Source organism: Clostridium sp., assembly GCF_047718555.1.
Classification (GTDB): domain Bacteria; phylum Bacillota; class Clostridia; order Clostridiales; family Clostridiaceae; genus Clostridium_I.
On sequence record NZ_JBDNRK010000010.1, the window covers coordinates 78042 to 104434 of the forward strand.

The following is a 26393-nucleotide window of genomic DNA, read 5'->3' on the forward strand; positions in this document are numbered from 1 at the left end:
TATGTTAAAATCTAACAAATTAAAAACGCTACTTTGTACTTTAGGTATAACGCTTATGCTGGCTACGCCTGCGTATGCCAGCACCTATACAGTAGAATCTGGTGACTCTCTATTCAAAATTGGCAAGTTATTTAACACATCCTATACTCAAATAGCAAAAGACAATAATTTGTCTGGGGATATAATATACCCTAATCAAGTATTAAAAATTTCCGCTGATACTTATACAGTTAAAAAGGGTGACAGTTTATTTTTAATATCTAAAAAATTCAATATATCACTTGCTTCTCTAAGAAAAGCAAACAATCGTTGGACAGATACAATATACCCTGGTGAAATATTTAATATACCTTCTGTTTCTAAAGCTAATAATGTCACAAGTACAGCTTCAGGAACTAAATCATCAGTTACCTCTGCTTCAACAGAAACCGCCTCTAAGGCAGCTTATTCTCAATCTGATATAGATCTTTTAGCCAGACTTATAAATTCTGAAGCTGAAGGAGAACCTTATAATGCAAAGGTAGCTGTAGGGGCAGTAATTTTCAATAGAATAAAGGACGCACGTTTTCCAGATACAATAAGCAGTGTAATCTATCAAATAGATTCAGGTCATTATCAATTTACACCAGTATTAAACGGTACAATAAACAAACCAGCCTCCCAAGATTCTATTAAAGCTGCCTATGCTGCTATAAATGGAGAAGACCCAACAAAAGGAGCTGTTTATTACTTTGATGACAGTGCTACAAACAAATGGCTTTGGTCAAGACCAGTAGCATTAAGAATAGATAAAATGATATTCACCTATTAATTTTAAAGTCGTACATGCCTTTTGGCAGAGTACGGCTTTATTTTTTTATTATACTTTCCATTAAATTCTCACATACAAAAAATTTCATTGGGAATAATAGATAAATATCTAAATATTATATTTTAAACTTCAGAGGTGTTATACAAATGAGAATTTACAAGTGCATTTACAAACTACTAATAATTATATTTACCTTTTTCTTATTCATAAATTTTACCTATTTAAGAGCTTTTGCCATAACCGAGAACTCTGATAATGAATATAATAGGCCCTATGCTATCGTTATAGATTTAAATGAGTCCAAATTATTTTTAATTAAAACTAATTCAAGCGAAATAGTTAAAACCTATATCATAACACCAGGTAAGCCTTCCACACCTTCTCCCGTTGGAATATGGACAATAGTAAATAAAGAAATGTGGTCTGGTGGCTTTGGAACTAGATGGATGGCACTAAATGTTCCCTGGGGTAAATATGGAATACATGGTACAAATAAGCCTTCAATTATTGGGCAACATGCATCTCACGGTTGCATAAGAATGCATAATAGAGATGTGGAGGATCTGTATGAAAAAGTCAGTTGTGGAACTAGTGTAATGATATATGGTGGTCCATATGGACTTATGTATAACCATTTTAGAACTTTGGTACCTGGCAACACAGGTAGCGACGTTTTCGAGGTCCAACAAAAATTAAAAAATATAGGTTATTATGCCTACAATATAGATGGTAAATACGGCGAGGCCATGAAAAGCTCTATTCTAAAATTTAGAAAAGATAATAATTTGAAAATAACCCATAAAATAGATTATGAAGTTTATAAATTACTAGGAATTTTACCCTTCGAATAAATATTTTTTTATATATTATTTATTCCCAATAAATATTAGCCAGGCATATATTATTAGTGGGATGATAAATTAGGCATCTAAAAATAAATAGTAAGTTAGAATGGATCCTATACTGATTATTTATTTACAATGCCTTAGGCAAACTAAAGGAGGGTTAAGTGGTGGAAAGAATTTATGATCATAGAGATTCAACCTATGGATATTTACGTGGAAATAGAATTTACTGCAAAAAAAATAAGTTAATGGGATATGTCTATGGAAACAGTCTTTATAATCCTAATGGCCAATTAGCAGGCTACGTCAATGATGGTGTTGTTTACAATTGCTATGGATATCCTGTAGGATATGCTAGTCAATCCGATTATACTGTTTATGATGGTAGCCGCCAGCATGTAGGACATGTACACAGTACCTTTACTTCATTAGTTGCAGCTGCTGGTCTATTACTTTTGTTAGGTGGAATATTTGGAAGTCGTCACAGCGGCCATGGCTATGGTTATGGAAGTAACTACGGCTATGGTTACGGCTACGACAACAACTATGGCTTTTGGTAACAACTTAAGTAAATGATTGTAAAACAAATAGAAAAGTTGTCTATATAATTAATTGAAAGTTTTGAAACATCTTTCTAGTTGCCACTTAAAAATTAATAGCCTAGAAATTTCACTTAAATTTTACTATTAATTTTAGAGGCTTAACCATGAAAGTTGTTTCTAACTTTCTTATAATACCTCTGAACCCTTTGATAACTTATTATAATATTCTAAAGTTTCTTTAAGACCTTCCATTAAGCTTTTTTCTGGTTTCCAGCCTAAAAATCTATTGATTTTATCATAGGACATGTAACTATCCCTTATATCTCCCTCCCTTGAATCAGTATAAATAGGCGATATATCTTTATGTAAAATACTATTTATACTACTTAATAATTCATTCACCGTAACTTTAGAATTTGTACAAACATTAAATATACCCTGTGCTTCTGATTCAATGGCCATTAAATATGCCCTTGCCACATCCTTTACAAAGACAAAATCTCTTATTTGATATCCATCTCCATATATGAAAGGTTTTTCATTATTCAATAATTTTTCACAAAATATAGCAATTACTCCACCCTCACCTGAACAATCCTGCCTTGGGCCATATACATTTGAGCATCTCAAACTCACATAATCTATATTGTAAAGTGATTTATATACCTTTAAATAGTGTTCAACAGTATGCTTTGTAACACCATAACCGGATAGCATTTCAAGTGGATGATCTTCATCTATTGGCAAATAGGAAGGTTCACCAAAAATTGCTGCTGAAGCTGGATATACAATTTTCTTTATATTAAATTTTCTGGCAGCCTCAAGAACATTTATAGTTCCCATAATGTTTATGCTTGCATCATTTACAGGATCAACTATAGAATTTGGCACACTTATTTGAGCCGCATTATGAATTACAAATTCTGGTTTTTCCTTTTCAAAAACTTCTGATATTTTTTCATTTCTTATATCCATTTCATAAAAAATGGCTTTAGGATTTATATTTTCTTTTTTACCATGACTTAAATTATCGATGATGGAAACCTTATAATCATTTTTAACTAATAAATCTACTATATGTGAACCTATAAATCCCGCTCCACCTGTTACTAATACATTCATTTTTTTCCTCCTCAAGTGCATCAGCCTAATCCCTCTAAAACTCAAGCTGTAATTAATGCTGTATGGATTAAAAATTTTTTTAAATAGAAATATTATATTTCATCAAAAATATTACTATACAACTTAATAACAGTCGCAGCAAACTTACTACTGACCTTTATTGAGTTTAAGCCACTCCTCATATAATATACCGTATAAATACATATCATATTTTTTCCCATCTCTCTGCACATATTCTCTAAAGCAGCCTTCTTTTACAAAACCAACTTTTTCATAGAGTCCAATAGCAGGCTCATTATAACTCAATACGGAAAGCTGAATTCTATGTAAATTTAATTCATGAAAACCAAATTCTAAAATAAGCTGCATAGCTTCAGTACCATATCCTTTACCTCTTACATCTGAAGCACCTATACCTATAGAAAGTGTAGCAACTCTATTATTCCATGAAATACTATTTAAATCTATGTATCCCAGGAAATCATCGTTTGCTATACTCCTTATTGCAAAAACATAATCATTGCTGGATCTTTGCTTATCCTTAATCCAATTGCTAATATGCTCCTGGCTATATGGATAGCTTGGAATTGTATCAAAAAGCCTAAGAGAATATGCATCATTATACCATTCATAAATTTTAGGAAAATCTTCTTCATTTAATGAAGTTAGTCTGACTTTTTTTCCTTTTAATAAGCTATTTATTAACAACTAATCATCTCCAAATCATAAATACATATATTTTATATTAAGTCATATTGAAAAAAACAACAAGTAAATATGTCAGTTTATTTTAGATTATACTATAAACTAAACAAAATTTTTTATAGATTCAATCTCCCAGTGAATATGTATATTATACAAAACAATTATTGAAAACATACTTTTATAAATTATAATTTACAAACTTTTCTTATATACAGTATTTAACCTAAAAATATTGTATATACATTCTAGTTAATAGGATAACATAAATTTCTAATTATATAACTTATAGCATTTTCTATAACAGCTAGTTTATAATTTTTATTTTGTTTACTTATTGTGATATAATCATTTCATAACTAAGAAAATGTATATACAATATTTATTTTACACTTTAAACTATATATTCTTAAAGAATTAAGCACTGTTTTAACCATCTATCTACACTTAATCATCCTCTTCTGAAATTTCTCTAATATATTCCTTAACCTTAGAAAACCACTTTCTATATAATTTGGGTTTTTCTTCTTTTACTACTTCCATAAAATAGTCTAAAACACCTAGTTTCTCAAAGCCTTTTGATAAATGTCTTGGGAAATCTCTATCTTTAGAATAACATTTCTTAGGATCTATAACTTTTAAAGTGGCATCTGGCTGTACAAAGATATCTTTACAACGAATATCCCTTTTGGTAAATTTAAGTTTGTCAAATTCTTCAAATAGTAATATAACTTTTAGTGCAATATCTCTATTAAATCCATATTCTTTTATATAATCCTTTAATGATTTTCCACCCACATAATCTCTTATCATATAATTTCCACATATCCCATAAACTCTTGGAAAATACATATTCCCATTTACTTTATTCAAAATATAATATTCACTTCTACAACTCTTCTCTGTAAAACATACTTTTATTACTTTACCATCTGGGAGTAAATATACAATTCCATTATGCCCTTTCCCTAGAACCATGCATTGTAAAAGATTTACATCAAAATTCTCTATATATTTTCTATAAGCATGCTTCATAAAACACCTCTTTTTATCTCTACTCATTAAAAGATCTCCAGAAAACACCATTAGTATCTATTATATTTTCAATTTCTTTAAATGGTATATGGAATGTAGGGAAACCGGCCGCATAAGGAGCTATTTCATAAGGATAGAAGTATATATTTAATACATCTTGAGAAATAAAAAATGGCTGATCTCGTCTTATTCCCTTGTATTCATCAATCCATATATACGAATCTGATCCCTGTGCCTCAATTTGCTTTTTAATAATATCACTTAGTACCCTTACATAGTGACTATTTTTCTTGAATAATTCTTCTAAACTGTATATTTTACCATCCTTTAATCCTACATGTACATAAATTAGGGTGGGCATACCATGGGCTGCTCCAAAAGGATAATTATATCCGGATAACTCTAATACTACCAACTGCTTTTTAAAAAATTCTATGGAGAAATCTCCAAAATAATTATAATCAAGTTGTTTTTTGGGGTCAATTTTTTTTACTTGTGATAAACTAGCAATTTTTTCATTTATGTGCCTTTGCCTTTTTGCATCCTTAATTCCTAAAACTTTAGGATAGTATACTAAATAGTTTCTATTGGGATTATATTTAATTTCCTGTATTTTATACAAATCATTTAATTCAACATCACTATTTTGTTCCCAAAGTACTTTACCATTTCTATTCAGATATGAAATTCTATTATCTATATACGCTTTAACTAAACTATCCTTTAAAGTAAGACTTCCTATACCTTTTACTTTAGGTAAATCTGATATTATTTCCCCTGATTTATCAATGAAAAATGTATAGCTATTATCATAAGCTGAAGCTATTCCTTCATTATAGTTGTCAATTTCATAATATATAAAATCAGTAATAAACTTACCTTTAATATTTGCTAAAGCATATATTGATCCTTTTGGAGGATTGTTTGTATCAATAGCCCTCCCTACCGCCACCATATCTTCACCTAAGAGTTTTATATCATTATAGATAGGCTGTATAATAAAGCTTCCCTCTTTATCTATTAGCCCATATTTATTTTCAAAATCTGTAGATAAATTTACAACTGCTGCACCATTTTTAAAAGGCTCTGCTGCTCCAAATCTAGGATCTATGACAACTTCACCCTTTTCATTTATATACCCAAAATTCCCATCAGATTTCTCCTTATATACCAGTAACCCTTCACTTATATCTCCTACAAAAGGATATTTGAAGCTTTGTATAGTATTTCCCTCAGGATCTATTATTTCATAAGGTCCTTTTACAAGTTTAACTACAGCTTTGTCTTTATTAAAATTATTTGCCACTTCATACTTTGCTGCAATCACCACTTTACCCTTTTTATCCACATAACCATATATCCATTGACTGTCTACACCTATTTCTACAAAAGTAGCTTTCCCCTCATAAAAATTTCCGATGTAGTTCTTGTATTGAAATAGTTCTTTACCAGTATCAGAAAAAGCATAATATCCATTTCTATTATTAGCAATTGCTATACCTTCTCTAAACTTCTCAATATAATCATATTGTGGATCTATAACAAAATTGGCATTACCATTTATAACTCCAACATTGTCATTTTTAGAAACTATAGCCAATCCATTATCCTGAAAGTCCATAGCTGACTGAAAATCCGGATTAATAACAAACTGCCCCACATTATTAATATATCCCCATTTAATCCCCTCTATAGTTCTAACTGAAGCTGGATAAAGTTCACTAGAAACATAGCCTATAATACTTCTCTTTCCCTGTGCTTTCTGTGCCCTATCTTTTAAAATAAGAAAAGCCTCTTTAGGTGGATATTCTTTATTCAGATCAAGACCTTTGTCTATTGATTTCAATGCTGCTTTATCTTCTCCCGCTTTAATCTGAGCATCCGCTAGGTAATACCAGTAAAAGGCAGCATTTGGCATATCCTTAACTTTCTTCTCATAATATTTTACTACCATTTTAAAATAATCTTTGTAAATTCCCTTATCCTTGAAAATACCATCTTCCCCTTTACAAAAGACTTCTATTCTATAAGCTTCACCAGTGTCATGCTGCCATATTGCAAAATCTTTTCTATTAGTATTGGGTACAGGAAAAACTTGTAAAATACTATAATTTAGTTCTTTCACTATTCTCTTTAATCCATATGCTTTCCAAGTAAATATATTGAGTTCAGACCAAATAGCACCTTCTTGCCAGCCAACCACAATATCTTTTATACCACTTCCCCCAAGATCCTCATAGTCTAAATAATTTATTCCTATACCTTTACCTTTTATTGAAAATACACTATACCATTGTTCATTATATTTTTTTAGAACCATTAAATAATACTCCTCTGATAATTTATATGGTATTACTGCTTCTAAATTTCCATCTCCGTCTAAATCACCTACCTTTATAGGTGATGTTTCCTTAATATTTAAAGGAGTTACAATTATTGCGCCTTTAGGTAAAAGCCCAGTAAGATAATCTATATTTCCATTACTTTGAAGCAATTGAACTCACTCCATTCCATATGTTTTCATATTTATTTTATGAATCATCTATATAAATGGTGAATTTAAAATTGTTAAATTCTTTCCATTGTAATATTCAGTATATAGTCATTGTACAAACTAAAATCTTTATACACCTTTTATCCGATGACTACCATCCGTAATACTCCCATCGCACACAGCGAAAGCGATTCACACAAAATCCAAGATTTTGGTTCTCTGCTTTTCTATCAAAGTGGGAGATAACGGATGCTACGTCCCTGGATAACGATTTACCCTAAAGGACAACGATTTCTAAGTATCGAAAATACCGATACTAAGAACTCTGTTAGTAAGTTTCAGATGGAGAAAAAAACTCCATCTGAAACAAAGAACTCTGTTTATACAGGTCAGTACAATTTTAACTACAACTTTATATGTAAGATGATAATATTAAGTTTAAGGAATAGAATGTGGAAATGTTATTCTTAATAAATAATTCCATATTTAATTTTTATTTCATATTATTGTTAATATAAGGTGTCTTTAATTTGTTATTTATTTTCAGATACCTAAACCATAATAAAAAAATATATATCTACTAAAAGCATATTTTGCAATATTAATAGCATATTATACAATAATTTTTGCAAAAATTGTATATATAATATTACTATATAAGATTCTAATATAGTTTTATATAGATATTTGGAGGTTAGCTATGAGAATAGTAGTGCAGAAATTTGGTGGTACTTCAGTTTCCACCAAAGAAAGAAGATTATTGGTATTAGAAAAAATACTTGAAGCAAAAAAAAATGGCTATAATCCCGTAGTAGTAGTATCCGCTATGGGCAGAAAAGGTGAAGCTTATGCTACAGATACTCTCCTATCTCTTGTAGATAAAAATTTTAGAGAAAATAATTTGCAAGCAAGTGATTTACTTATGAGCTGCGGTGAAATTATAAGTACTGTAGTTCTAAGTAATGAATTAAATAAAATTTCTGTAGATGCAGTACCTCTACTTGGCGGGCAGGCTGGTATAATCACGGATGACAATTTTAGTAACGCTTCTGTGATAAAAATTGATACAAAAAGACTCTTAAATATATTAAGCGAAGGAAGGATTCCAGTGGTTGCCGGTTTCCAAGGTTTAACAGAAGATGGATATATAACTACCCTTGGTAGAGGTGGCAGTGATGTTACTGCATGCCTTTTAGGTTCAGCATTAAATTCCAGTAAAATTGAAATATACACAGATGTAGATGGTATAATGACCGCTGATCCAAGAATTGTTAAAAATGCCTCATTGATAAAAGAAATAAGCTATAACGAGGTTTTTGAATTTGCCCATCAGGGTGCCAAAGTAATTCATCCTAGGGCAGTAGAAATTGCCGCAAAATCCAATATTCCTTTAGTTGTAAAAAACACCCTTAACCATTGCAGTGGAACTATAATAAGTAAAGAGATCAGCAGTAAGTATAATGGTCTAATAACTGGAATAGCTAATATGGATGATAGAATTCAAATTAATGTTTCCCTAGAGGATAACAAGAGTAACGAAAATTATTTTAATATTCTAAATACACTGGGTGAAAATAAAATAAGTATAGATCTAATAAATGTTTTTCCAGATAAAAAAATTTTTACTATAAATAAAAACCAATTTTTATCCTTCAGTGCAGTAATGAAAAATTTAAATATAGGATACACCTATCTAGATGATTGCAGTAAAATTGCACTTATAGGAAATGGCATGAAAGGTGTACCTGGCGTTATGGCAACTATTCTAAAAACACTTACAAAAGAAGGTATAGAAATTTTGCAAACTGCCGATTCTAATACAACTATTTGGTTCCTTGTTAAAAGCGACTCAGTAACTACTGCTATAAATGCTCTTCATCATGAATTTGGATTAGAAAATGAACTTAGCTGCATTAAATAGGATATCTTAAAGTAATTAATTATTGAAACTATTAGATAACTAATTATTTTTCAATATGCCTAAATAAAAAACACTATCAAAAGCCATTATTAATTGGTAATTTTTGATAGTGTTATTTTTAGAAGTTTTAATTAAAATGTTATTTAATTTTAGGCACATTCAAATAAAGGACTAATTTACTATTTATTTTCATAGGGCTTAGTTGATATTTATACCATAGAATATCTCTGTCATCTCCCTATCCAGCGCCTTTATTATATTATCTTTCTTCTCTTTACTTAAACTTTTTTCCTCCATATCAAATAAATAATTTTCCAAATTAATGTCCTTCAGTTTCATCTTTGTATGGAATATATTTGATTGATATATATTCATATCCGTTAGAATATATCTATTTAAAGTTCTGCTTGCAATGAAATTTTGTATTGAATTTATCTTATGATCTATATAGTGCTTGTGTCCATCCATGTCTCTGGTAAATCCTCTAACTTTGTAATCTATAGTAATAATATCCGAATCGAAACTATCAATTAAATAATCTAATGCTTTAAGTGGAGAAATAGTTCCACAAGTTGCCACATCAATATCTACCCTAAAAGTACTTATGTTATTTTGTGGATGACTTTCCGGGTATGTATGCACAGTGACATGACTTTTATCTAAATGTCCCACTAGATTTTCTCTAACTGGTGATACTACACCCTTGTTACAGGATGGATCAAGTACATATAGAGGTACTTCTTCCTCTGAGATAAGCAATGTTACACTGGCACCCTGTGGCTCATAATCTTGTTTTGCAATGTTTAATACACTGGCACCTATTATTTCTGTAACATCCATTAAAATCCCTGTTAATCTTTCAGAATTATACTGTTCGTCTACATATTCAATATACTTTTTTCGATCCTGATCATTTTCAGTATAGCATACATCATATATATTAAAACTAAGTGATTTGGTTAAATTGTTAAATCCGTATAATTTTAATTTATCATTATTAGCTGCTGACAATTTTCTTCACCTTTTCTTATAAATCTAATTTTAAAATTCAAGGCATCTGACATTAGATAACAAGTCAAAGATGCTGGTTATTCCTTTACGATGCCTAAACAAGGCTCAATAAATAACAAGTCATTATTCAAGTATACTTATGCATCACATCATATCCTTAGAATACTTTTATGGAACGACTACACTCTATTTGCATACATTTCTACAACATACCATCACTGACTCGTTATTTCTTTTTATATGCCTAATATTATCACATATACATCCATTAAAACAATACAAAAATTTATTTCTGTATTTAAATTTTCATAGATTTTAAAGATCAGAAAATTCTATTTCTATCTTTTTCATTGCAATTCCATTGTCATTAAAATTACCTATATCTTTTCCTTTAATAATATTGCAGGGAAGTATTATATTAAACTTACATCCTTTATTCATATCACTTTCTAAAATGACTCTTCCACCGTGCATTTCAACTAAATATTTAACTAGTGAAAGTCCAATACCACTTCCTTCGTTTTCTTTTAAAAGCCCATCCTTCACTTGTGTAAATCTATCAAATATTCTGTCCTGCATATATTTAGGTATGCCTATTCCATTATCTTTTACTGATATATGTAAATTATTATCTTTTTCATACATATAGACTTCTATTTTTCCATCCTTTGGTGTAAATTTTATGGCATTAGACAGTAAGTTTAACATTACTCTTTCAATTTTTTCTACATCACAAGCTATTATCTTTTCTTCAATTTCTGTATCAAATACAATATTGATACCTCGTTCCTCTGCAAAAGGTACGATAGAAAGAGTAATATCCTCTATAACTTTTACGATTTCCACATTGTTCAAATTTAATTCCATAAAACCTGCTTCTATTTTACTCATATCTATAAAATTATTTGAGAGTTTTATAAGTCTATAACAATTTTGCTTCATAATTTTAAGATAATTTAAAGTTTTTTCATTACTACCTATATCACCTTTAGTTAATCCCAGTTCAACTAATTGAATGCTGCTAAATATGACATTTACAGGTGTTCTAAGTTCATGAGATATATTTGCTAAAAATTCCATTTTCATTTTGTCAATTTCATTTGCTCTATTGATAATCTCATCTTTATCCTTAACCTTTTCTTCAAGTATGTTTACATGCTTATTAAAGTCTTTTCGTTCATTGTCCAAAGTAATTATTATAAGAAATAGAGAACAAGCTAAAGACTGGATTACATAAAGAGCTAAGTCTAAATTAAAACCATTATTAATGACTGATATTATTAAAATTTCAAATATCATTTGACTAATAGGAAAAACAATACAAGAAATTCCTAAACATCTTTTACCTATATTATTATTATTACTTTTTAGCACAAGTATACCTATAAATATATAAATAGACATAATTAATACTTTATGAATAAATACACTTAAGCTTGGAATAAAATTCAAAGAAATTATATCTGTTATGGTAATAATTATAGCTATGTATTTATAGCTTGATTTTATTCTCATATTCATAAAATTAAATAAAGCTAAAATTGCTATAAAATTTGTTACTAGGAAAAAAATAACTGTAATACTATCAATGATAGTATTTAATTTTATAATATTATTGAGTATAGAAAAAATAACTGTAAATATGCCTAGTACATGACTTACAGATATTAGTCCTATGTATTTTTTAGAATATATAGTACTAAATACGATACAAATAAGTGCTAAGGTTGAGTAAATAAATAACATAATTAGGAAAAACATAATATTATGCATCAAAAACACTCCATAAAAAATTATTTTCTACAATTTACGTCAAAATGCGTCTCTTTTATTCATTGTAACAGAATTTTTTATTATTATAAACAAAAAAATATAAATATTACCTTTTTGCACATTTTTGCAGTAAAATAATTAATCTTCTTCAGGTGATATTTCTTCTATAATAAATTTATCAAAATCAATTTCATCTATAAAGTGATTTTCATTAAAAGTGGTTTTTCTTCTTCTATTGTATTCTTTCACATTAGGAGGCAACCAATAGGGCTTTGAAATATCTAATTTGTAGCATAATTCTTTTATACATAATTTTAAATTATCCTGATAACTCCCCTCCACATCAGAAATTACAACTTCATCTTTTATAATCTTATTATGTTTTATAACCTTTCCCCATATTTTCATAATTTTTATTCTCCTATTTATCAATGGTCTTAATAGAGCATATTTATTTTTAATATCTAGAATTAATTTTTAGTTAATTTTATAATTTTAATTTTTTTCTGTCAAATTTTTATACATATAAAAATAATCTATATATACTCAACTTACAACTGATCTTGTAAAATCATTGAATACAAATAGATTATTTTCTGTGTTTTGTATATATCATATTCCTATTTAAAAAATAATATGAGAAGATTCATTGTTATGTACCTGATAATTGCATTATTTATACATATATTCTCTTGTTAATGGTATATTAAATCCAGGTTTTTTAGGTGACTTGCTCAAAAGCACTTGATATATAGATATAAGGCCGGCTCTGAAATTTATTGCACAACCTGTCATATATAATAACCATGCCCTGTAAGTTTTATCTGAAGTAAATTCTATTGCCTTTTCTTTATTTGCTTCTAGATTTTTAACCCATTGAACTAAGGTTTTATAATAGTGCTCTCTTAGAGACTCTACATCACAAATTTCATAATTTTCATCTTCCATTATAGATATTCCACCGCTTATTGTATGTAATTCTCCACCTGGAAATATGTACTTTTCTATAAATTCACTTTCATCCTTGCCAACCTGTGAATTCTTAGAGTGAGTTATACCATGATTTAAAAATAGTCCATCATCTTTTAGAAGCTTGTGCATTTTATTAAAATAAACTGGAAGATTTTTTATTCCAACATGCTCAAACATCCCTACACTCACTACCTTATCGTATACACCTTCACCTTCAATATCACGATAATCCTTCAATTCTACAAAACATTTTCCTTCAAGATTTTCATCTTTTATTTTTTGAGACACATATTTATACTGCTCTTCACTAATTGTTACGCCATGTGCCTCAACGCCATAATGTTTTGCTGCCCAAGTAATCATAAGTCCCCAGCCGCAACCTACATCTAGCAATTTTTCTCCAGGCTTAAGTCTTAATTTTTTACATATATGATCCACTTTATTCTCCTGAGCTGTAGTCAAATCATCTTCTTGATTTTTATAATAAGCACAGGAATATGTCATGCTGGAGCCTAAAAACAATCTATAAAAATTATTGGATATATCATAATGATGAGATATGTTTTCTTTATCTTTTTCTTTTGTATGTAAGTTTATACTTGGAAAAGATGTTCCTTTTAATAGTAAAGTAACTTTATCCTTATTTGATATCTCTATATTTTCAAACTGATCCTTTAAAGTTAAAGCTTCTATAATATTTCCTTCTATATCAAAAGTTCCATCCATAAATGCTTCTGCAAAAGTCATGGTTGTAGGACTTGCCAATATTTTTTTAAAAGTATTTTTATCATTGAATTTCAACACAAATTCTGGACTTTCTGTATAATTAATAGTTTCACCATTCCAAAATATCATATTAAAATTCTTCTTAGTCTGCTCAAAAATACGTCCAACTGCTTCAAGTAAATCCTTGTCTTTATTTTTCTTAGTATCAAAAGCCATTGTATTCCCTCCCACATATAGATATCAAAAAAATTTTTTATAAGGTTAACCCTATAAAAAATTTTTTAAGTATATTAATTATAATATTCCATTTTTTTTCATTCAAGCTAGTCTAGTAGAAAAAAATGCCATTGTAATCGTTTGATACTTTCTAATACTAGATTATTTTTGCATTTACTTAAATTATTGCAATTTTTATTGCAAACATATATAATCATTGCAATTTAAGATTTTTGTAAGCATATATTTACCATTCCATTACAATCCAGGATTATCTTTATAAAATTAAACTAACCTTTCTAATTGAACACTTATATCATCAAGTTCCTCGTGTAACTTGAAGTCCGATACAACTTTTATAATGAAATCCACTGTTTTTCTAGTTGCCTCGGGATCTCTGTATTCTCTTTGTGATTCCATTATCTCTTTTAACATCTTTCCATTTTCAGATAATAATCTCTGTACTGAATTATTTAAATTTCTGTAATCTTTACAAACTATTCCAAGTTTTTTTTGCTCTATATAATATGAATTTTCTTCTTCCTGTCCTAGAAGCTCACCAGTAATTATTATTGGTAAATTTGAAGCCACGGCCTCCATTAAAACATTAGGACTTCCACGAGTAATCAGTATGTCCACTTCTTCCATAAGACTATTAACATTATTTACATATCCGTATATGTCTAATCTATTGCCATATTTATCACTGTATTTATTCTCCAGTTTATTTTTTAAAACAGAATTTTTTCCAGCGACAATTTTAACATTACAGTTGAAATTTTCCAATAAAATCTCAGCAATGTTTCCCAAATTACCTACCCCTTCACCGCCACTCATAAGCAGAAAATTTAAGGCATTTTTAGGATCATCATTTATAATAGGATTTTTTCTCACTTTATTATTATAAAATCTTGATCTTACAGGAAACTTATCGATGGTTACTCTTGAAGCATAGGCTCCAAATCTAATACATCTTTCCTTAGCCTCTTTTGTTGGAGAAATTATATAGTCTGCTCTTCTATCTACCCATAAAGGTGTTATGCTTATTAAATCAGCTATAAGAGTAATAAAGGGTATATTATATCCATTTTTATATAGTATATTTAATACAGGAGCATTAAAATTGGGATGTATGGATAATATCAGATCTGGCTTTTCCTCGTCTAAAATTTTTAGGAATCTCTTTTCCATAGTTCTTTCAGTTAACTTAGTTAAAAGTTCTGGTTTTCTCAATGAAATATTCCATACAGCTTTCCATAAAACCCTTGCTCTTCTAGTAAAAAAGCCATAGGATTTACTGACTGTATTTAACAATATACCATTTGTATCAAACCCCTCAATAACCTTTGCATTTACATTTGGAATTTCTTTAAACTGTTCCATTAATGCCTCTGCAATACTTTTATGACCACAACCGGTATTATTTGAAGATATAATTAATATATTCACGATTTTTCCTCCTTATTTTGTATAGAGATAACTAAAATCTTCAAAATATATAAATATAAACTATATTATTAAATTTTTAATAACTGTATAATAGCGTATTTATCCCGCGAATAACCGCTGTAACACTCCATCTTTGAAAGTTAGTGATAACAGCGGCACGTCTCTGAATAATTAATCTGAACTTAGCTAAAATAGAAAATTCCATTAAGTAAGATTCTTTTATAAATTAAGTTTCATGTACATATTCATTATGCATTAACTAACATAAAAATGCAATAGTTCACTATTGCTAACATTTTAAATCCTTATAACTAATGCTATTATTTACATTCATATGATATTATTTACATTACAATAATATAATTAACATTCTACTATTTTTCTGCTCTTTCACATCTAATTTTTTTACCCTTAATAGTCTTTTCCCTTAATGCCTCTATTACTAAAGAACCTTTTCCATTTAATATATCAACATATGACAAATTATCCTGTATATCTATTATTCCTATATCTTCACTTTCGACTCCATTTATATTGGATATAGTACCAACAATGTCTACATTTCTTATTTTCTTCTTTTTTCCCGCATTTATGTATATTTTTGAAATATTTTTATTTAATTCAAAACTTTTCTCTTTTTTTAGTTTAGGTTTATCTTTAAGTCTTTCATTAAATAAATTTTTTCCAGTTTCTATGTCCCTTAGTTCAGGTAACTGACCTTTATCTATAGTTCTCCCAATATATTCTTCAATTTCATTTAAAAATCTACACTGCTTAGGTGTAACAAAACTTATAGCCTTGCCACTATTTTCTCCACGTCCTGTTCTTCCTATTCTATGCACATAGCTTTCCTTTTCAAAGGGTAAATCATAATTTATCACATGAGTTATATTAGCTATATCAATCCCTCTAGCTGCAATGTCTGTGGCGACTAAAAAGATAAATTCACCTCTGCTAAAGCTTTTAACTACATTTAATCTGTCCTGTTGAAGCATACCCCCATGTATGGAGGTACATGGGATTCCTTTATCTATTAGTATAGAAGATAAAGTTTCCACTGAATTTCTAGTATTACAAAATATCATAGCACTATCAGGGTTTTCCTTATATATTATCTTTTTAAGTAAATCAAACTTATCTTTTCCTTCAACAATATAATAATAATCCTTTATTTTTTCAGTTATTGGTTTTTCAGCTTTTATATTTATCACCGCAGGATCTTTCATATATTCATGACAAAGTGTTTGTATTTTTTCCGACATGGTAGCTGAAAATAGCATAGTTACTCTTTTTTTAGGAAGCCTATTAATTATATGCTTAACCTGATCTATAAATCCCATATTCAGCATCTCGTCAGCTTCATCAATAACCAAATAATTTATACCATTTAAATTTATAGTACCTCGTTCTATATGATCCAGTGTTCTACCAGGGGTTCCTACCACCACATGAATTCTTTGTTTCAATTCTCTAACCTGAGATGAAAAAACTTGTTTTCCAAAAATAGCAGTACACCTAACTTTCTTAAACCTTCCTATATTTGATATATCCTCTTTAATCTGTACGGCTAATTCTCTTGTAGGAGTAAGTATTAATGCCTGTGGGTTACTATTTTCTATTTCTACTCTTTCACATATTGGTATGGCAAAAGCACCTGTTTTCCCACTGCCCGTTTGAGATTCTACTATTATATCTTTGTTTTTTAAAACTAATGGAACTACTTTCTTCTGAACCTCTGTGGGGTTTTTATACCCCAATTTTTCTAAAGCTAATAAAATTTCCTTTGCTATATTAAATTCATAAAAATCATTCATTTTTTTCCTTCTCCGTAAGTACTTCGTTCATGCTTCCAGTTCTATATCCAAAAAGATCTAAAGTTACATATTTAAATCCTATATCTTTTAATCTATCCACAACTTTGTCCATTAATTCCACATTGAAAAATTTTTTTCTTTCCTCAGGTGAAACCTCTATTCTAGCAATATCTCCATGATGTCTTACTCTCACCTGACGAAAACCTAAATCCAATAAAAATTGTTCTGACTCCTCTATCATTTCCAGTTTACTGGTAGTTATTTCACTACCATAGGGAACTCTAGAGGATAAGCATGCAAAAGAAGGCTTATTCCAAGTTTTTAAACCCATGGATTTTGATAACTCTCTTATATCCTCTTTGGACAAGTTTGCTTCCTTTAAAGGGCTAATTACATCAAGTTCTTTAGCAGCCTCCATACCCGGCCTATAATCCCTAGTATCATCTAAATTTGAACCATCTAAGATTTGTTCTACATTATTTTCTCTTGCTACTTCTTTTATTTTTGTAAATAATTCTTTTTTACAAAAATAGCATCTATTTGTAGGATTTTTTGAAAAGCCTTCAATATCTAATTCCTCTGAAACTATAACAATATGCTTTACTCCTATTTCTTCAGCAAATTTCTTTGCCTCCTTAAATTCTCTTTCAGGATATGTAGAAGATTTAGCTGTTACTGCAATAACCTTGTCACCAAGAACATCATGAGCAACCTTTAATAAAAAAGTACTGTCAACTCCACCTGAATACGCTATGGCTGCACTTTTAAGTTCTCTTATGTTGTCCTTTAACCTATTTAATTTATAATCAATACTCATATTTATTCCCCTTTTATATAATTTAGATCATATGAAGCTGCATATTAATTGAAAAATATTAACCATATTTTATATTATACAAAAATACAAATGTAAAAATAATAACCCCATGGAGATATCCTCAAAATACAGTATAATAAAAATATACCACTAAATAGTTAATTATACCTTTAAATATCCCGTAAATTACACATATTATTAAGATAATTTTATATATTCCTTTATCAATTGTCAATATAGCTAAAAGTGTCTTACAATTAGTAATTTAAGAGAAAGTCAAACTAAAAACAGTAGAAAGTCAAAATTGACAAAAACTTATACAAAGTATACAATTATTAAAGTTTTTAGCAGAATGAAAATATAATTGTACAAGGAGAATAAAATGACTATTTCATTTGAAGAATTAGGATTAAATATAGACTTAATAAATAGCCTGGAAAAGCAGGATATAAAAATTCCTACAGATATACAGGCTAAAGTTATACCTCTAGCATTGGAAAACAAGGATATAATAGCAAAATCTCAAACCGGTACTGGAAAAACTCTTGCTTACCTTCTTCCCATATTCCAGAAAATAGATTCTGAGAAGAAAGAAATGCAGTGTATCATTCTTGCACCTACTCATGAATTGGTAATGCAAATAGATAGAGAAATACAGCTATTATCACAAAATTCTCAGATAAATGTAACATCTTGCACTATAATAGGTGATGTTAATATGTCAAGACAAATTGAAAAATTGAAGAAAAAACCCCATATAATAGTAGGTTCTCCAGGACGTATTTTTGAACTTATCAAAAAAAGAAAAATAGCAAGTCACACCATTAAAACCATCATTATTGATGAATGTGACAAACTACTGGACAAAAATAATATATCTAAGGTAAAGGATATAATAAAAACTACTATGCGAGACAGACAATTAATGGCCTTTTCTGCAAGTATAAATGAAACTGCATTAAGTTCTGCTTCTTCCCTGATGAAAGAACCTTTAATTATAAAAATTCAGGATGAAATACTTAACACCAATGTTCATCATATGTATTTCTTATCAGAACTAAGAGATAAATTTGAATTGCTTAGAAAGATAATATCCTCTGAAAATCCTAAAAAATCTCTCATATTTATAAACAAACCTGTTGAAATAGAATTTATAGTATCTAAGCTTCAATATCATCATATAAGCTGTTATGGTCTATATGGAAACGCTGGAAAAGAGGAAAGAAAAAAAGCCTTAGCAGATTTTAGAAATGGTAAAATTCAATTTTTAGTGGCTTCTGACATAGCAGCAAGGGGATTAGATGTTAAAGATATAACTCACATATTTAATTTAGATTTGCCAGAAGATCCACAAGAATATCTCCACAGAGTAGGCAGAACTGGAAGAATGAATAAAGCTGGCATAACTATTTCAATTATTACAAAAGACAATTTACCTACTATAAAAAAATATGAAAATAAATTTAACCTTGAAATTAAAGAAAAATATATATTCAAAGGCAAAATCATTGATAAAACTAAATGATCATTATATTTTGTGATTCATACTTGTGAGAAAAGACGAACTAATAAATGGAAAAATTTACACCCCTGGGGTGTAAATTTTTCCATTCTTAGTTCGTAATATTCTATTATTACTTATTTTATTGACTTTATAAATCTCTCTATCCTTTTCATAGCTTCCAATATATGATCCATTGATGAAGCATAGCAAGCTCTAATAAATCCTTCGCCGCATTCTCCAAAGGCATTACCAGGAATTACTAGTACCTTTTCTTTTCTTAAAAGTTCTTCACAAAATTTATCTGACGTCATACCCGTAGATTTTATAGATGGAAATACATAAAATGCACCTAAAGGTTCAAAGCATTCTAGCCCCATATTTTTAAAACCGCTTACCATCACACGTCTTCTTCTATTGTATTCACTAACCATTCCCTTTACGGAGTTTTCTGCATTTTTTAACGCCTCAATAGCAGCATATTGAGCAGTAGTAGGAGAACACATTATTGCATATTGATGTATTTTTTTCATAGCATTTATTAGTATTTTATTTCCGCAAACATATCCAAGTCTCCAGCCGGTCATAGCATAGGCCTTTGAAAAACCATTTATTACTATAGTTTTGTCTCTTATTTCCGGAAAACTAGCTATAGATACATGAGTTTTTTCATAAGTTAATTCAGAATATATCTCATCAGATATAATTATTATATCTCTATCCTTTAATACCTCTACAATTGACTTTAATTCATCTCTTGTCATAGTAGCTCCTGTAGGGTTATTGGGAAAAGGTATTATGACAACTTTGGTTTTTGGTGTTATTGCTTCTTCTAAAAGTTGTGGTGTTAATTTAAATTTATCACAAGCTCTAAGATTTAATATTTTAGGAGTGGCACCAGTGAAAGCTGTACAACCTTTATATGCAACAAAACTTGGCTCTGGTATTATAACTTCATCTCCAGGTCCTACTAGAGCTCTCAAAGCTATATCTATTCCTTCACTACCTCCAACAGTTACAATAATTTCGTCTTTTGGATCATAGTTTAATTTGTATTTATTTTTTAATGAATTAGCTATTTCTCTACGCAATTCCATAAAGCCAGCATTGGAGGAATAATGAGTATGGCCTTGCTCTAAGGAATATATTCCAGATTCAACTACATTCCAGGGTGTAACAAAATCCGGTTCACCTATTCCAAGAGATATAGCATCCTCCATATCATTTACCATATCAAAGTATTTTCTTATGCCTGAAGGAGGCATATTTCTTACATTTTCACGTATCATGTCCTGAAGCATCATATAAATAAGCCCTCCCTGTCATCCTTTGGTTTATCCCTAAAAATAGTACCTTTATCCTTATATTTCTTAAGCACAAAATGAGTAGAAGTGCTTAAGACATATTCCTGTACAGCTAGTTTTTCTGCCACAAATAAAGCCACTTCTTTCATGGTCTTGCCCTCTATTATAACTGTCAGATCAAAGCCTCCAGACATTAAATAACAGGATTTAACTTCTGGAAATTTATATATTCTCTCGGCAACTTTATCAAAACCCTCTCCTCTTTGAGGCGTTATCTTCACTTCTATTAGTGCAAGCACTTCTTCTTTACTGGTCTTTTCCCAATTAACCAATGCAGTATAACCTACAATAGTATTGTTGTCCTCATATTTTTTAATAGCCTCCTTGACTTCATCTACACTTTTTCCAGTCATCTGTGCTATTTCCTCTGCTGTATACTTACTATTTTTTTCAAGAATTTCAAGAATCTCTTCCATAAAAATTTCTCCCCTTAATTAAAAATTATTTTTATATAACATATATTTTAAAAATAATCAGCTAATATTTTTAGTTTAGCTTGCTATTTTTTTTCTATGCGTAAAACAAAAATACTCCTTTATCCCGGAAAGGGACGAAGAAGTATTCGCGGTACCACCCTAATTAAAGTCTTTTCAGACTTTCTCTTTAGTAGAAAATATTTTCTTTCCCCTATAACGTGAGGACACGTCTTTATCTATTTTAGGAACGACAAGTATATTAAAAATAATCAATGTTACAACTTATTTTATATCATACCAATTAGTTCATTCCAATTTCTCAATAGGAAACTCAGAGACTGCCTTCCATAAGATATATCATTGGACTTTCAGCTAAGGTATCTCTAAAAAATAATCTATAAACAATTTAGTTTGTTTTATTCGATACCTTTTCCAACTCTCTTTGTATATAATCCTTATGTACTCTTTCTCATCATAGTTTTTACAACTAGTTTTTATCAATTATATCAAAAGCACTGCCACTATTCAAGATTTTTAATATTTATTTTCATTCTATTATTTTTTAATTATCTCTTATTTAGGCATCTTCAAAAAATAACTAAGTCAGTATGCTAGCCTATTTTAAATCCTACTGCGTCAACAGAACCCTCTGATAGTCCAACTATCATCAGAACCTGTTTCCTTGTTGGATTCAAAATATTCGTCGCATCTTTGACTTCTTATTTATTTTCAGATGCCTTATTGTTTTTTTCAGATGATTTAGCTTCCTCATGATTTTTATCAGACTTCTTTGATTTAAATTTAGAAACTATTTCTGGCACTAAATTAAGTAAGCTATCTAAGTTATTTTTACCGGATATAGGCAAAAGATTAACCTTATCTCCGGTAATTGCAATCACTGCATTAGGAGTAACTTTAGCCGCAGCTCCAAGCCCTGTTCCATTTATTGCAGCTCCCTTATCACCATTATTTCCTGCACCTGTACCACATCCAAAAGAAAGACTTATTATAGGAACTAAGGTAGTTTCCCCTACTGTTATTGGTTCACCTACAACAGTTTCAGTCTTCAAAAAATTTTCAAGGTTACTAAATAAAGTATCCAAATTTTCCTTTAATGATGCTTGATTTTCCATTTTATTCCCTCCTTGCATATATTTAAATTATACGCCAAACTAGGCTCTTTTTAATACAATTTTCCTTAAATCTTTTTTCAATAATAATTTTACAGTTTTTAATATTATAATAAAAAGATTTATTTTACCTTTAATCTCAATGAAAACATCTAAAATCACCTCATCAAACACAGGAGAAACATTTATTCTTATATCTGAAAAATTTGATTTTATTACTGAAGCCACCGCACTTATAGTCCCAGTGGCAAAGGGATCATCTAAGCCGTACACACCCTCAATAGTTATACTTCTGGGTTTTACTATTAAAATTATATCCTTTAAGTATAAAAACAATTTTTTCAAAGTATCCAGCTCTAAAAGTTGAAGATTCACTGAAATTTTTCTGTTTTTATTTGAATTTTTTTCTATATGCTTATTGCTATTTTTTCTTAAATTAGAATAAACACAAAAATTTATAAAATAAAACTTTATTTCAAAATCATCCGATGTTTTTAAAACATTAAGTCTAAGTAATCCTAAAAACCAATTTATTTGAATTTCACCCTTAAGGTCATCATTAATATCCCCTTGAATAATGTAATTATATGGAATGACTAATAACATAATTACTAGGATTATAGCTATAAATAATATTGTAATAAAAATCTTTAAAGCTAATATTACTCCATACATTATTTCTACCTACCTTTAAAATTAAAAAATCTTATTCACATACCACTCTACCATTTGCAAATTCATAATTTCAAAATATATAAAGAATCAGTAGCTTCACAGCACAGCTTCAAAGTCTCTTTATACATTTTACATTTATACTAAAACCTAAGAATATATATCTGAAAACTCAATATTAATTCTTTCCGTATCCGTCTCATAAAAGGCTTTGTTTTCAGCATTCTTTTCCACATGCTTCACTGGCAAATCTATAATAAAACTACTCCCCAGTCCAACTTGACTTTCAATAGCTATTGTACCTCCATGCAATTCTACAAAGGATTTCACCAGACACAAACCTAGTCCCGTTCCCTCTCTATTTCTGCTTAAGGTTTTATCAACTTGCCCAAATCTTTCAAAGATTAGATTCTTCTTATCTTCCGGTATCCCTATACCCGTATCTTTAACAATAATAGAAACCGTTTCTCCTTTATCTATTACGTTAACTAATATTTGCCCTCCAGCATTTGTAAATTTAACGGCATTTGATAGTAAATTCAACATAATTCTTTCAATCTTATCTCCATCCACTGCTGTTATCTTTTCCTCCACATTAGTATCAAAAATAAGTTTGATACCTTTGTTTTGTACATAATCTGCTATGGATAAAGTTATATCCTCTACCATATTTACAATATTAGTATTTTCTAATTGAATTTTTAAAAAACCAGTATCTGATTTTGTCAAATCAAGTAAATTATTTATAAGCTTTAATAATCTATAACTGTTTGTCCTCATAATATCCACATAATCATTTCTCTTTTTTATATAATTACAATCTCCATCTTTATTATACAACTTTATCATCTGTAATGCAGAAAATATGAGATTAAGCGGTGTTTTTAACTCATGAGATATATTTATAAAAAATTCTGTAATAGTTTTGTTGAATTCTCTAGATTCTTGTAATAGCTTTGTATTCCTTTCCACATCTTTTTGTAATTCTACTACCTCTTTTTCTGAAGTTATGTTTCTCAAAATACTGAGAATAGTAGGTTTGCCCTCATACATAAAAAAAGAAGATGTGTTTTCAATAGATATGATTTCATTACTGGAGTTCAATACTCTCTCTTCGAAAACCAATTTAGGCAATTTTTCTTTGTATATTCTGCAAAATTGATCTCTTAGATGTATCTTTTCTTCCTCAGGTAAAAAAGACGCAATGGATTTTCCTACAAGTTCTGAATAGCTTGAAAATCCTAATAGTTTAGCTGCACTTTCATTTACAAATATTAATTTATTATTATGATGTACTAAAATAGCTTCATAAGAGTTTTCTATGAGCAAATTATAACAGGACTTATTTTTTAATAAATTTTCCTCCATAAATTTTCTCTGTTCATGATTTTTTTCTAATCTATTGTTTAAAAGCTTTAATTGTACATCCTTATTTTCAATTCTCTTATCTTCAATCTCCTTATAATACCCTAAAGGCCAGGCTGTCAAAATAAAAACTCCAACTATAATCAAATCATTTTGAAAATAATAGTTTATATCTCCACTGGTAACATAGGTAAAATCTATTATTAAAATTATAGCTGAAGAAATAAATGCTGTGAGCATTCCCATTCTTTTTCCAAGTTGAAGTGTAGAGGAGATTATTACAAGCAAAAAAAGACATTTTATTTGGTTGGAATAGGTATTAGTTGTAAGTATTAGTGTTGTGTAGATTATAGTAAGTAACGTATTTTCAATATTTATTATTATTATTATATACTTAAATTTATGTATTTTTGATGTTATATGAGAAAGAAACCACCATAGAAATATAACTGAAAATGCAATTAGTCCAACTGAACTCATTTTAAAAAAGTCATTAAATCTATCTCCAATTAAATTATGTTGGAATGCTCTTTCGTATATAATAATCAAGCAAAAAAATAATGATGCCAATTTTACAATAGAAATTATTTCATTCATTTTACTTTCACTATTATTCTGAAATTGTTCCATATTATTCACACACCCATTTTAAAAATCACTACCACCGGTAAAACCGGTGGTAGTCTAAGTACAATGAAATATAAGTATTATTAATCCTTATATTTTTTCTGTTGCAAACATTTTGGTTCTTTTGGTTGATAAAAGCTTATTAAGCAAGCTGAAGCTGAAGTAGAAAAAGCTGCACGTCTAAATACAAAAGTTGCTGTATTCTTAATAATTTTTTTAAATTGGTTTCTCATTTTCTTACCTCCTTGCAATATTTTTATATGTTATCTATTTTGCTCATAATTTTATGGCCGAATTGAGTAAGAGTATAACATTGCCATAAGCAAGCAAAACATATACATTGGCTTATTTGTAGTAAAAGTATATAGTTATATCTTATATATAAACTCATCAATACAAGTATTAAAATTGTCATAATTAACATAGTTAAAATTGATTTAATTTTTAATTGCTTTTTAAATGTATCATTAACTATAGGTTTTGAAACGCTATCTACAGGTGCTAATTTTAATATAGTATAATAACAAAATATTAAAATAATTATTTCTAAAAAAACTACTAAATTAAATGGGAAAAATTTAAATATTCTATTTATACATAAAGGAATAAATGTTGATACAAATGTTCCAACAATCATACATCTATTGGGTGAATCAGAATGTACTCCACCTGAATATTTTCTTAATATGCAAGTCGTAAAGTAAAATACTAACGCTTGTACTAATATACCAAAAATTGAACCAAAGATCATCACTGCACAAACTCCCATTATTTGTAAAATACAAATTAATGCCCCATACTCCATAATTTCTTTTTCATCTTCATTTACTATAGAATTTCCCCATATAATAGAAACAACATTTTTAGATATTTTTTCAATAAAAAACATATCTAGATCTCCCTATTAATCTTATTTTTTAAAATATAGAACAATAAAACTATAATCATAAATAGCACCAAAGATGGTAAATAATAGACAAACATTAAAGAGGAATTATTAATTTCTTTAATATTAAATATATTTGATATAATATAAGTATTTATCCATTCACAAAGTAAAAGTAGAAT

General features: G+C 28.9%; 23 protein-coding genes. 5 read left to right on the forward strand and 18 right to left on the reverse strand.

The features are described from left to right. Position 1: 1 nt before the first annotated feature. The 3 genes from ABF633_RS06340 (at position 2) to ABF633_RS06350 (ending at position 2216) form a co-directional block, all read left to right on the forward strand. Entirely contained in the window at positions 2–811 is an 810-nt protein-coding gene (locus ABF633_RS06340; protein ID WP_415522807.1) for a cell wall hydrolase, read from the forward strand. A 146-nt stretch (positions 812–957) separates the two neighbouring features. After that, positions 958–1662, forward strand: coding sequence for a L,D-transpeptidase family protein (locus ABF633_RS06345; RefSeq protein ID WP_415522808.1), 705 nt, complete (start codon positions 958–960; stop codon positions 1660–1662). Between the two features lie 161 nt (positions 1663–1823). Beyond that, a complete protein-coding gene (locus tag ABF633_RS06350; protein WP_415522809.1) occupies positions 1824–2216 on the forward strand; it encodes a 5-fold beta-flower protein in 393 nt (130 codons plus the stop codon). Between the two features lie 168 nt (positions 2217–2384). Here the strand turns inward: ABF633_RS06350 and ABF633_RS06355 are convergent, their stop codons facing one another. The 4 genes from ABF633_RS06355 to ABF633_RS06370 form a co-directional block, all read right to left on the reverse strand. Next, positions 2385–3320 carry an NAD-dependent epimerase/dehydratase family protein gene (locus tag ABF633_RS06355; RefSeq protein ID WP_415522810.1) on the reverse strand — a complete coding sequence of 312 codons (936 nt, stop codon included), beginning with the start codon at positions 3318–3320 and terminating at the stop codon, positions 2385–2387. Positions 3321–3467: 147 nt separating this feature from the next. Continuing rightward, positions 3468–4028: a GNAT family N-acetyltransferase gene (locus ABF633_RS06360; protein WP_415522811.1), complete on the reverse strand. Its 561-nt coding sequence runs from the start codon at positions 4026–4028 to the stop codon at positions 3468–3470. A 441-nt stretch (positions 4029–4469) separates the two neighbouring features. Then, positions 4470–5057, reverse strand: coding sequence for a protein kinase (locus tag ABF633_RS06365; protein ID WP_415522832.1), 588 nt, complete (start codon positions 5055–5057; stop codon positions 4470–4472). A gap of 19 nt (positions 5058–5076) precedes the next feature. Next, on the reverse strand, positions 5077–7551 hold the full coding sequence (locus tag ABF633_RS06370) for a WG repeat-containing protein (RefSeq protein ID WP_415522812.1): 2475 nt from the start codon (positions 7549–7551) through the stop codon (positions 5077–5079). Positions 7552–8251: 700 nt separating this feature from the next. On the opposite strand from ABF633_RS06370, the gene dapG reads away from it, so the two are divergent. Beyond that, positions 8252–9472: an aspartate kinase gene (gene dapG / locus ABF633_RS06375; RefSeq protein WP_415522813.1), complete on the forward strand. Its 1221-nt coding sequence runs from the start codon at positions 8252–8254 to the stop codon at positions 9470–9472. A 198-nt stretch (positions 9473–9670) separates the two neighbouring features. Here the strand turns inward: dapG and speD are convergent, their stop codons facing one another. The 7 genes from speD to larE form a co-directional block, all read right to left on the reverse strand. Further along, positions 9671–10483 carry an adenosylmethionine decarboxylase gene (gene speD / locus ABF633_RS06380; RefSeq protein WP_415522814.1) on the reverse strand — a complete coding sequence of 271 codons (813 nt, stop codon included), beginning with the start codon at positions 10481–10483 and terminating at the stop codon, positions 9671–9673. A 315-nt stretch (positions 10484–10798) separates the two neighbouring features. Next, positions 10799–12004, reverse strand: coding sequence for a sensor histidine kinase (locus tag ABF633_RS06385; protein ID WP_415522815.1), 1206 nt, complete (start codon positions 12002–12004; stop codon positions 10799–10801). A 390-nt stretch (positions 12005–12394) separates the two neighbouring features. Beyond that, positions 12395–12664 carry a hypothetical protein gene (locus ABF633_RS06390; RefSeq protein WP_415522816.1) on the reverse strand — a complete coding sequence of 90 codons (270 nt, stop codon included), beginning with the start codon at positions 12662–12664 and terminating at the stop codon, positions 12395–12397. Between the two features lie 264 nt (positions 12665–12928). Beyond that, entirely contained in the window at positions 12929–14170 is a 1242-nt protein-coding gene (locus ABF633_RS06395; RefSeq protein WP_415522817.1) for a class I SAM-dependent methyltransferase, read from the reverse strand. 285 nt (positions 14171–14455) lie between these two features. Continuing rightward, positions 14456–15619, reverse strand: a complete 1164-nt coding sequence (locus ABF633_RS06400) for an MGDG synthase family glycosyltransferase (RefSeq protein WP_415522818.1) — start codon at positions 15617–15619, stop codon at positions 14456–14458. 374 nt (positions 15620–15993) lie between these two features. Then, positions 15994–17433, reverse strand: coding sequence for a DEAD/DEAH box helicase (locus ABF633_RS06405; RefSeq protein ID WP_415522819.1), 1440 nt, complete (start codon positions 17431–17433; stop codon positions 15994–15996). Further along, on the reverse strand, positions 17426–18250 hold the full coding sequence (larE, locus tag ABF633_RS06410; protein WP_415522820.1) for an ATP-dependent sacrificial sulfur transferase LarE: 825 nt from the start codon (positions 18248–18250) through the stop codon (positions 17426–17428). The genes ABF633_RS06405 and larE overlap by 8 nt, the downstream gene beginning before the upstream one ends. A 382-nt stretch (positions 18251–18632) precedes the next feature. On the opposite strand from larE, the gene ABF633_RS06415 reads away from it, so the two are divergent. Beyond that, positions 18633–19775, forward strand: a complete 1143-nt coding sequence (locus ABF633_RS06415; RefSeq protein ID WP_415522821.1) for a DEAD/DEAH box helicase — start codon at positions 18633–18635, stop codon at positions 19773–19775. A 113-nt stretch (positions 19776–19888) separates the two neighbouring features. On the opposite strand, the gene ABF633_RS06420 is transcribed toward ABF633_RS06415, so the two are convergent. The 7 genes from ABF633_RS06420 to ABF633_RS06450 form a co-directional block, all read right to left on the reverse strand. Further along, a complete protein-coding gene (locus tag ABF633_RS06420; RefSeq protein WP_415522822.1) occupies positions 19889–21055 on the reverse strand; it encodes an aminotransferase class I/II-fold pyridoxal phosphate-dependent enzyme in 1167 nt (388 codons plus the stop codon). Continuing rightward, positions 21052–21531 carry an Lrp/AsnC family transcriptional regulator gene (locus tag ABF633_RS06425; protein WP_415522823.1) on the reverse strand — a complete coding sequence of 160 codons (480 nt, stop codon included), beginning with the start codon at positions 21529–21531 and terminating at the stop codon, positions 21052–21054. The genes ABF633_RS06420 and ABF633_RS06425 overlap by 4 nt, the downstream gene beginning before the upstream one ends. 719 nt (positions 21532–22250) lie before the next feature. Further along, entirely contained in the window at positions 22251–22664 is a 414-nt protein-coding gene (locus ABF633_RS06430; protein ID WP_415522824.1) for a GerW family sporulation protein, read from the reverse strand. Positions 22665–22703: 39 nt separating this feature from the next. After that, positions 22704–23336, reverse strand: a complete 633-nt coding sequence (locus ABF633_RS06435) for a DUF2953 domain-containing protein (protein WP_415522825.1) — start codon at positions 23334–23336, stop codon at positions 22704–22706. Positions 23337–23483: 147 nt separating this feature from the next. Then, positions 23484–25328: an ATP-binding protein gene (locus ABF633_RS06440; protein ID WP_415522826.1), complete on the reverse strand. Its 1845-nt coding sequence runs from the start codon at positions 25326–25328 to the stop codon at positions 23484–23486. Between the two features lie 80 nt (positions 25329–25408). After that, on the reverse strand, positions 25409–25558 hold the full coding sequence (locus ABF633_RS06445; RefSeq protein WP_415522827.1) for a cyclic lactone autoinducer peptide: 150 nt from the start codon (positions 25556–25558) through the stop codon (positions 25409–25411). 23 nt (positions 25559–25581) lie between these two features. Further along, positions 25582–26214 carry an accessory gene regulator ArgB-like protein gene (locus ABF633_RS06450; protein ID WP_415522828.1) on the reverse strand — a complete coding sequence of 211 codons (633 nt, stop codon included), beginning with the start codon at positions 26212–26214 and terminating at the stop codon, positions 25582–25584. Positions 26215–26393: the final 179 nt, after the last annotated feature.

Bases quoted from the DNA above. Each gene is read 5' to 3' on its own strand.
- ABF633_RS06390 (WP_415522816.1), bottom strand. From the start codon at position 12,664: ATGAAAATATGGGGAAAGGTTATAAAACATAATAAGATTATAAAAGAT.
- ABF633_RS06425 (WP_415522823.1), bottom strand. From the start codon at position 21,531: ATGGAAGAGATTCTTGAAATTCTTGAAAAAAATAGTAAGTATACAGCA.
- larE (WP_415522820.1), bottom strand. From the start codon at position 18,250: ATGAGTATTGATTATAAATTAAATAGGTTAAAGGACAACATAAGAGAA.
- ABF633_RS06415 (WP_415522821.1), top strand. From the start codon at position 18,633: ATGACTATTTCATTTGAAGAATTAGGATTAAATATAGACTTAATAAAT.
- dapG (WP_415522813.1), top strand. From the start codon at position 8,252: ATGAGAATAGTAGTGCAGAAATTTGGTGGTACTTCAGTTTCCACCAAA.
- ABF633_RS06450 (WP_415522828.1), bottom strand. From the start codon at position 26,214: ATGTTTTTTATTGAAAAAATATCTAAAAATGTTGTTTCTATTATATGG.
- ABF633_RS06445 (WP_415522827.1), bottom strand. From the start codon at position 25,558: ATGAGAAACCAATTTAAAAAAATTATTAAGAATACAGCAACTTTTGTA.
- ABF633_RS06395 (WP_415522817.1), bottom strand. From the start codon at position 14,170: ATGGCTTTTGATACTAAGAAAAATAAAGACAAGGATTTACTTGAAGCA.
- ABF633_RS06405 (WP_415522819.1), bottom strand. From the start codon at position 17,433: ATGAATGATTTTTATGAATTTAATATAGCAAAGGAAATTTTATTAGCT.
- ABF633_RS06365 (WP_415522832.1), bottom strand. From the start codon at position 5,057: ATGAAGCATGCTTATAGAAAATATATAGAGAATTTTGATGTAAATCTT.
- ABF633_RS06435 (WP_415522825.1), bottom strand. From the start codon at position 23,336: ATGTATGGAGTAATATTAGCTTTAAAGATTTTTATTACAATATTATTT.
- ABF633_RS06430 (WP_415522824.1), bottom strand. From the start codon at position 22,664: ATGGAAAATCAAGCATCATTAAAGGAAAATTTGGATACTTTATTTAGT.
- ABF633_RS06440 (WP_415522826.1), bottom strand. From the start codon at position 25,328: ATGGAACAATTTCAGAATAATAGTGAAAGTAAAATGAATGAAATAATT.
- ABF633_RS06340 (WP_415522807.1), top strand. From the start codon at position 2: ATGTTAAAATCTAACAAATTAAAAACGCTACTTTGTACTTTAGGTATA.
- ABF633_RS06345 (WP_415522808.1), top strand. From the start codon at position 958: ATGAGAATTTACAAGTGCATTTACAAACTACTAATAATTATATTTACC.
- ABF633_RS06385 (WP_415522815.1), bottom strand. From the start codon at position 12,004: ATGAATATGAGAATAAAATCAAGCTATAAATACATAGCTATAATTATT.
- ABF633_RS06355 (WP_415522810.1), bottom strand. From the start codon at position 3,320: ATGAATGTATTAGTAACAGGTGGAGCGGGATTTATAGGTTCACATATA.
- ABF633_RS06420 (WP_415522822.1), bottom strand. From the start codon at position 21,055: ATGATGCTTCAGGACATGATACGTGAAAATGTAAGAAATATGCCTCCT.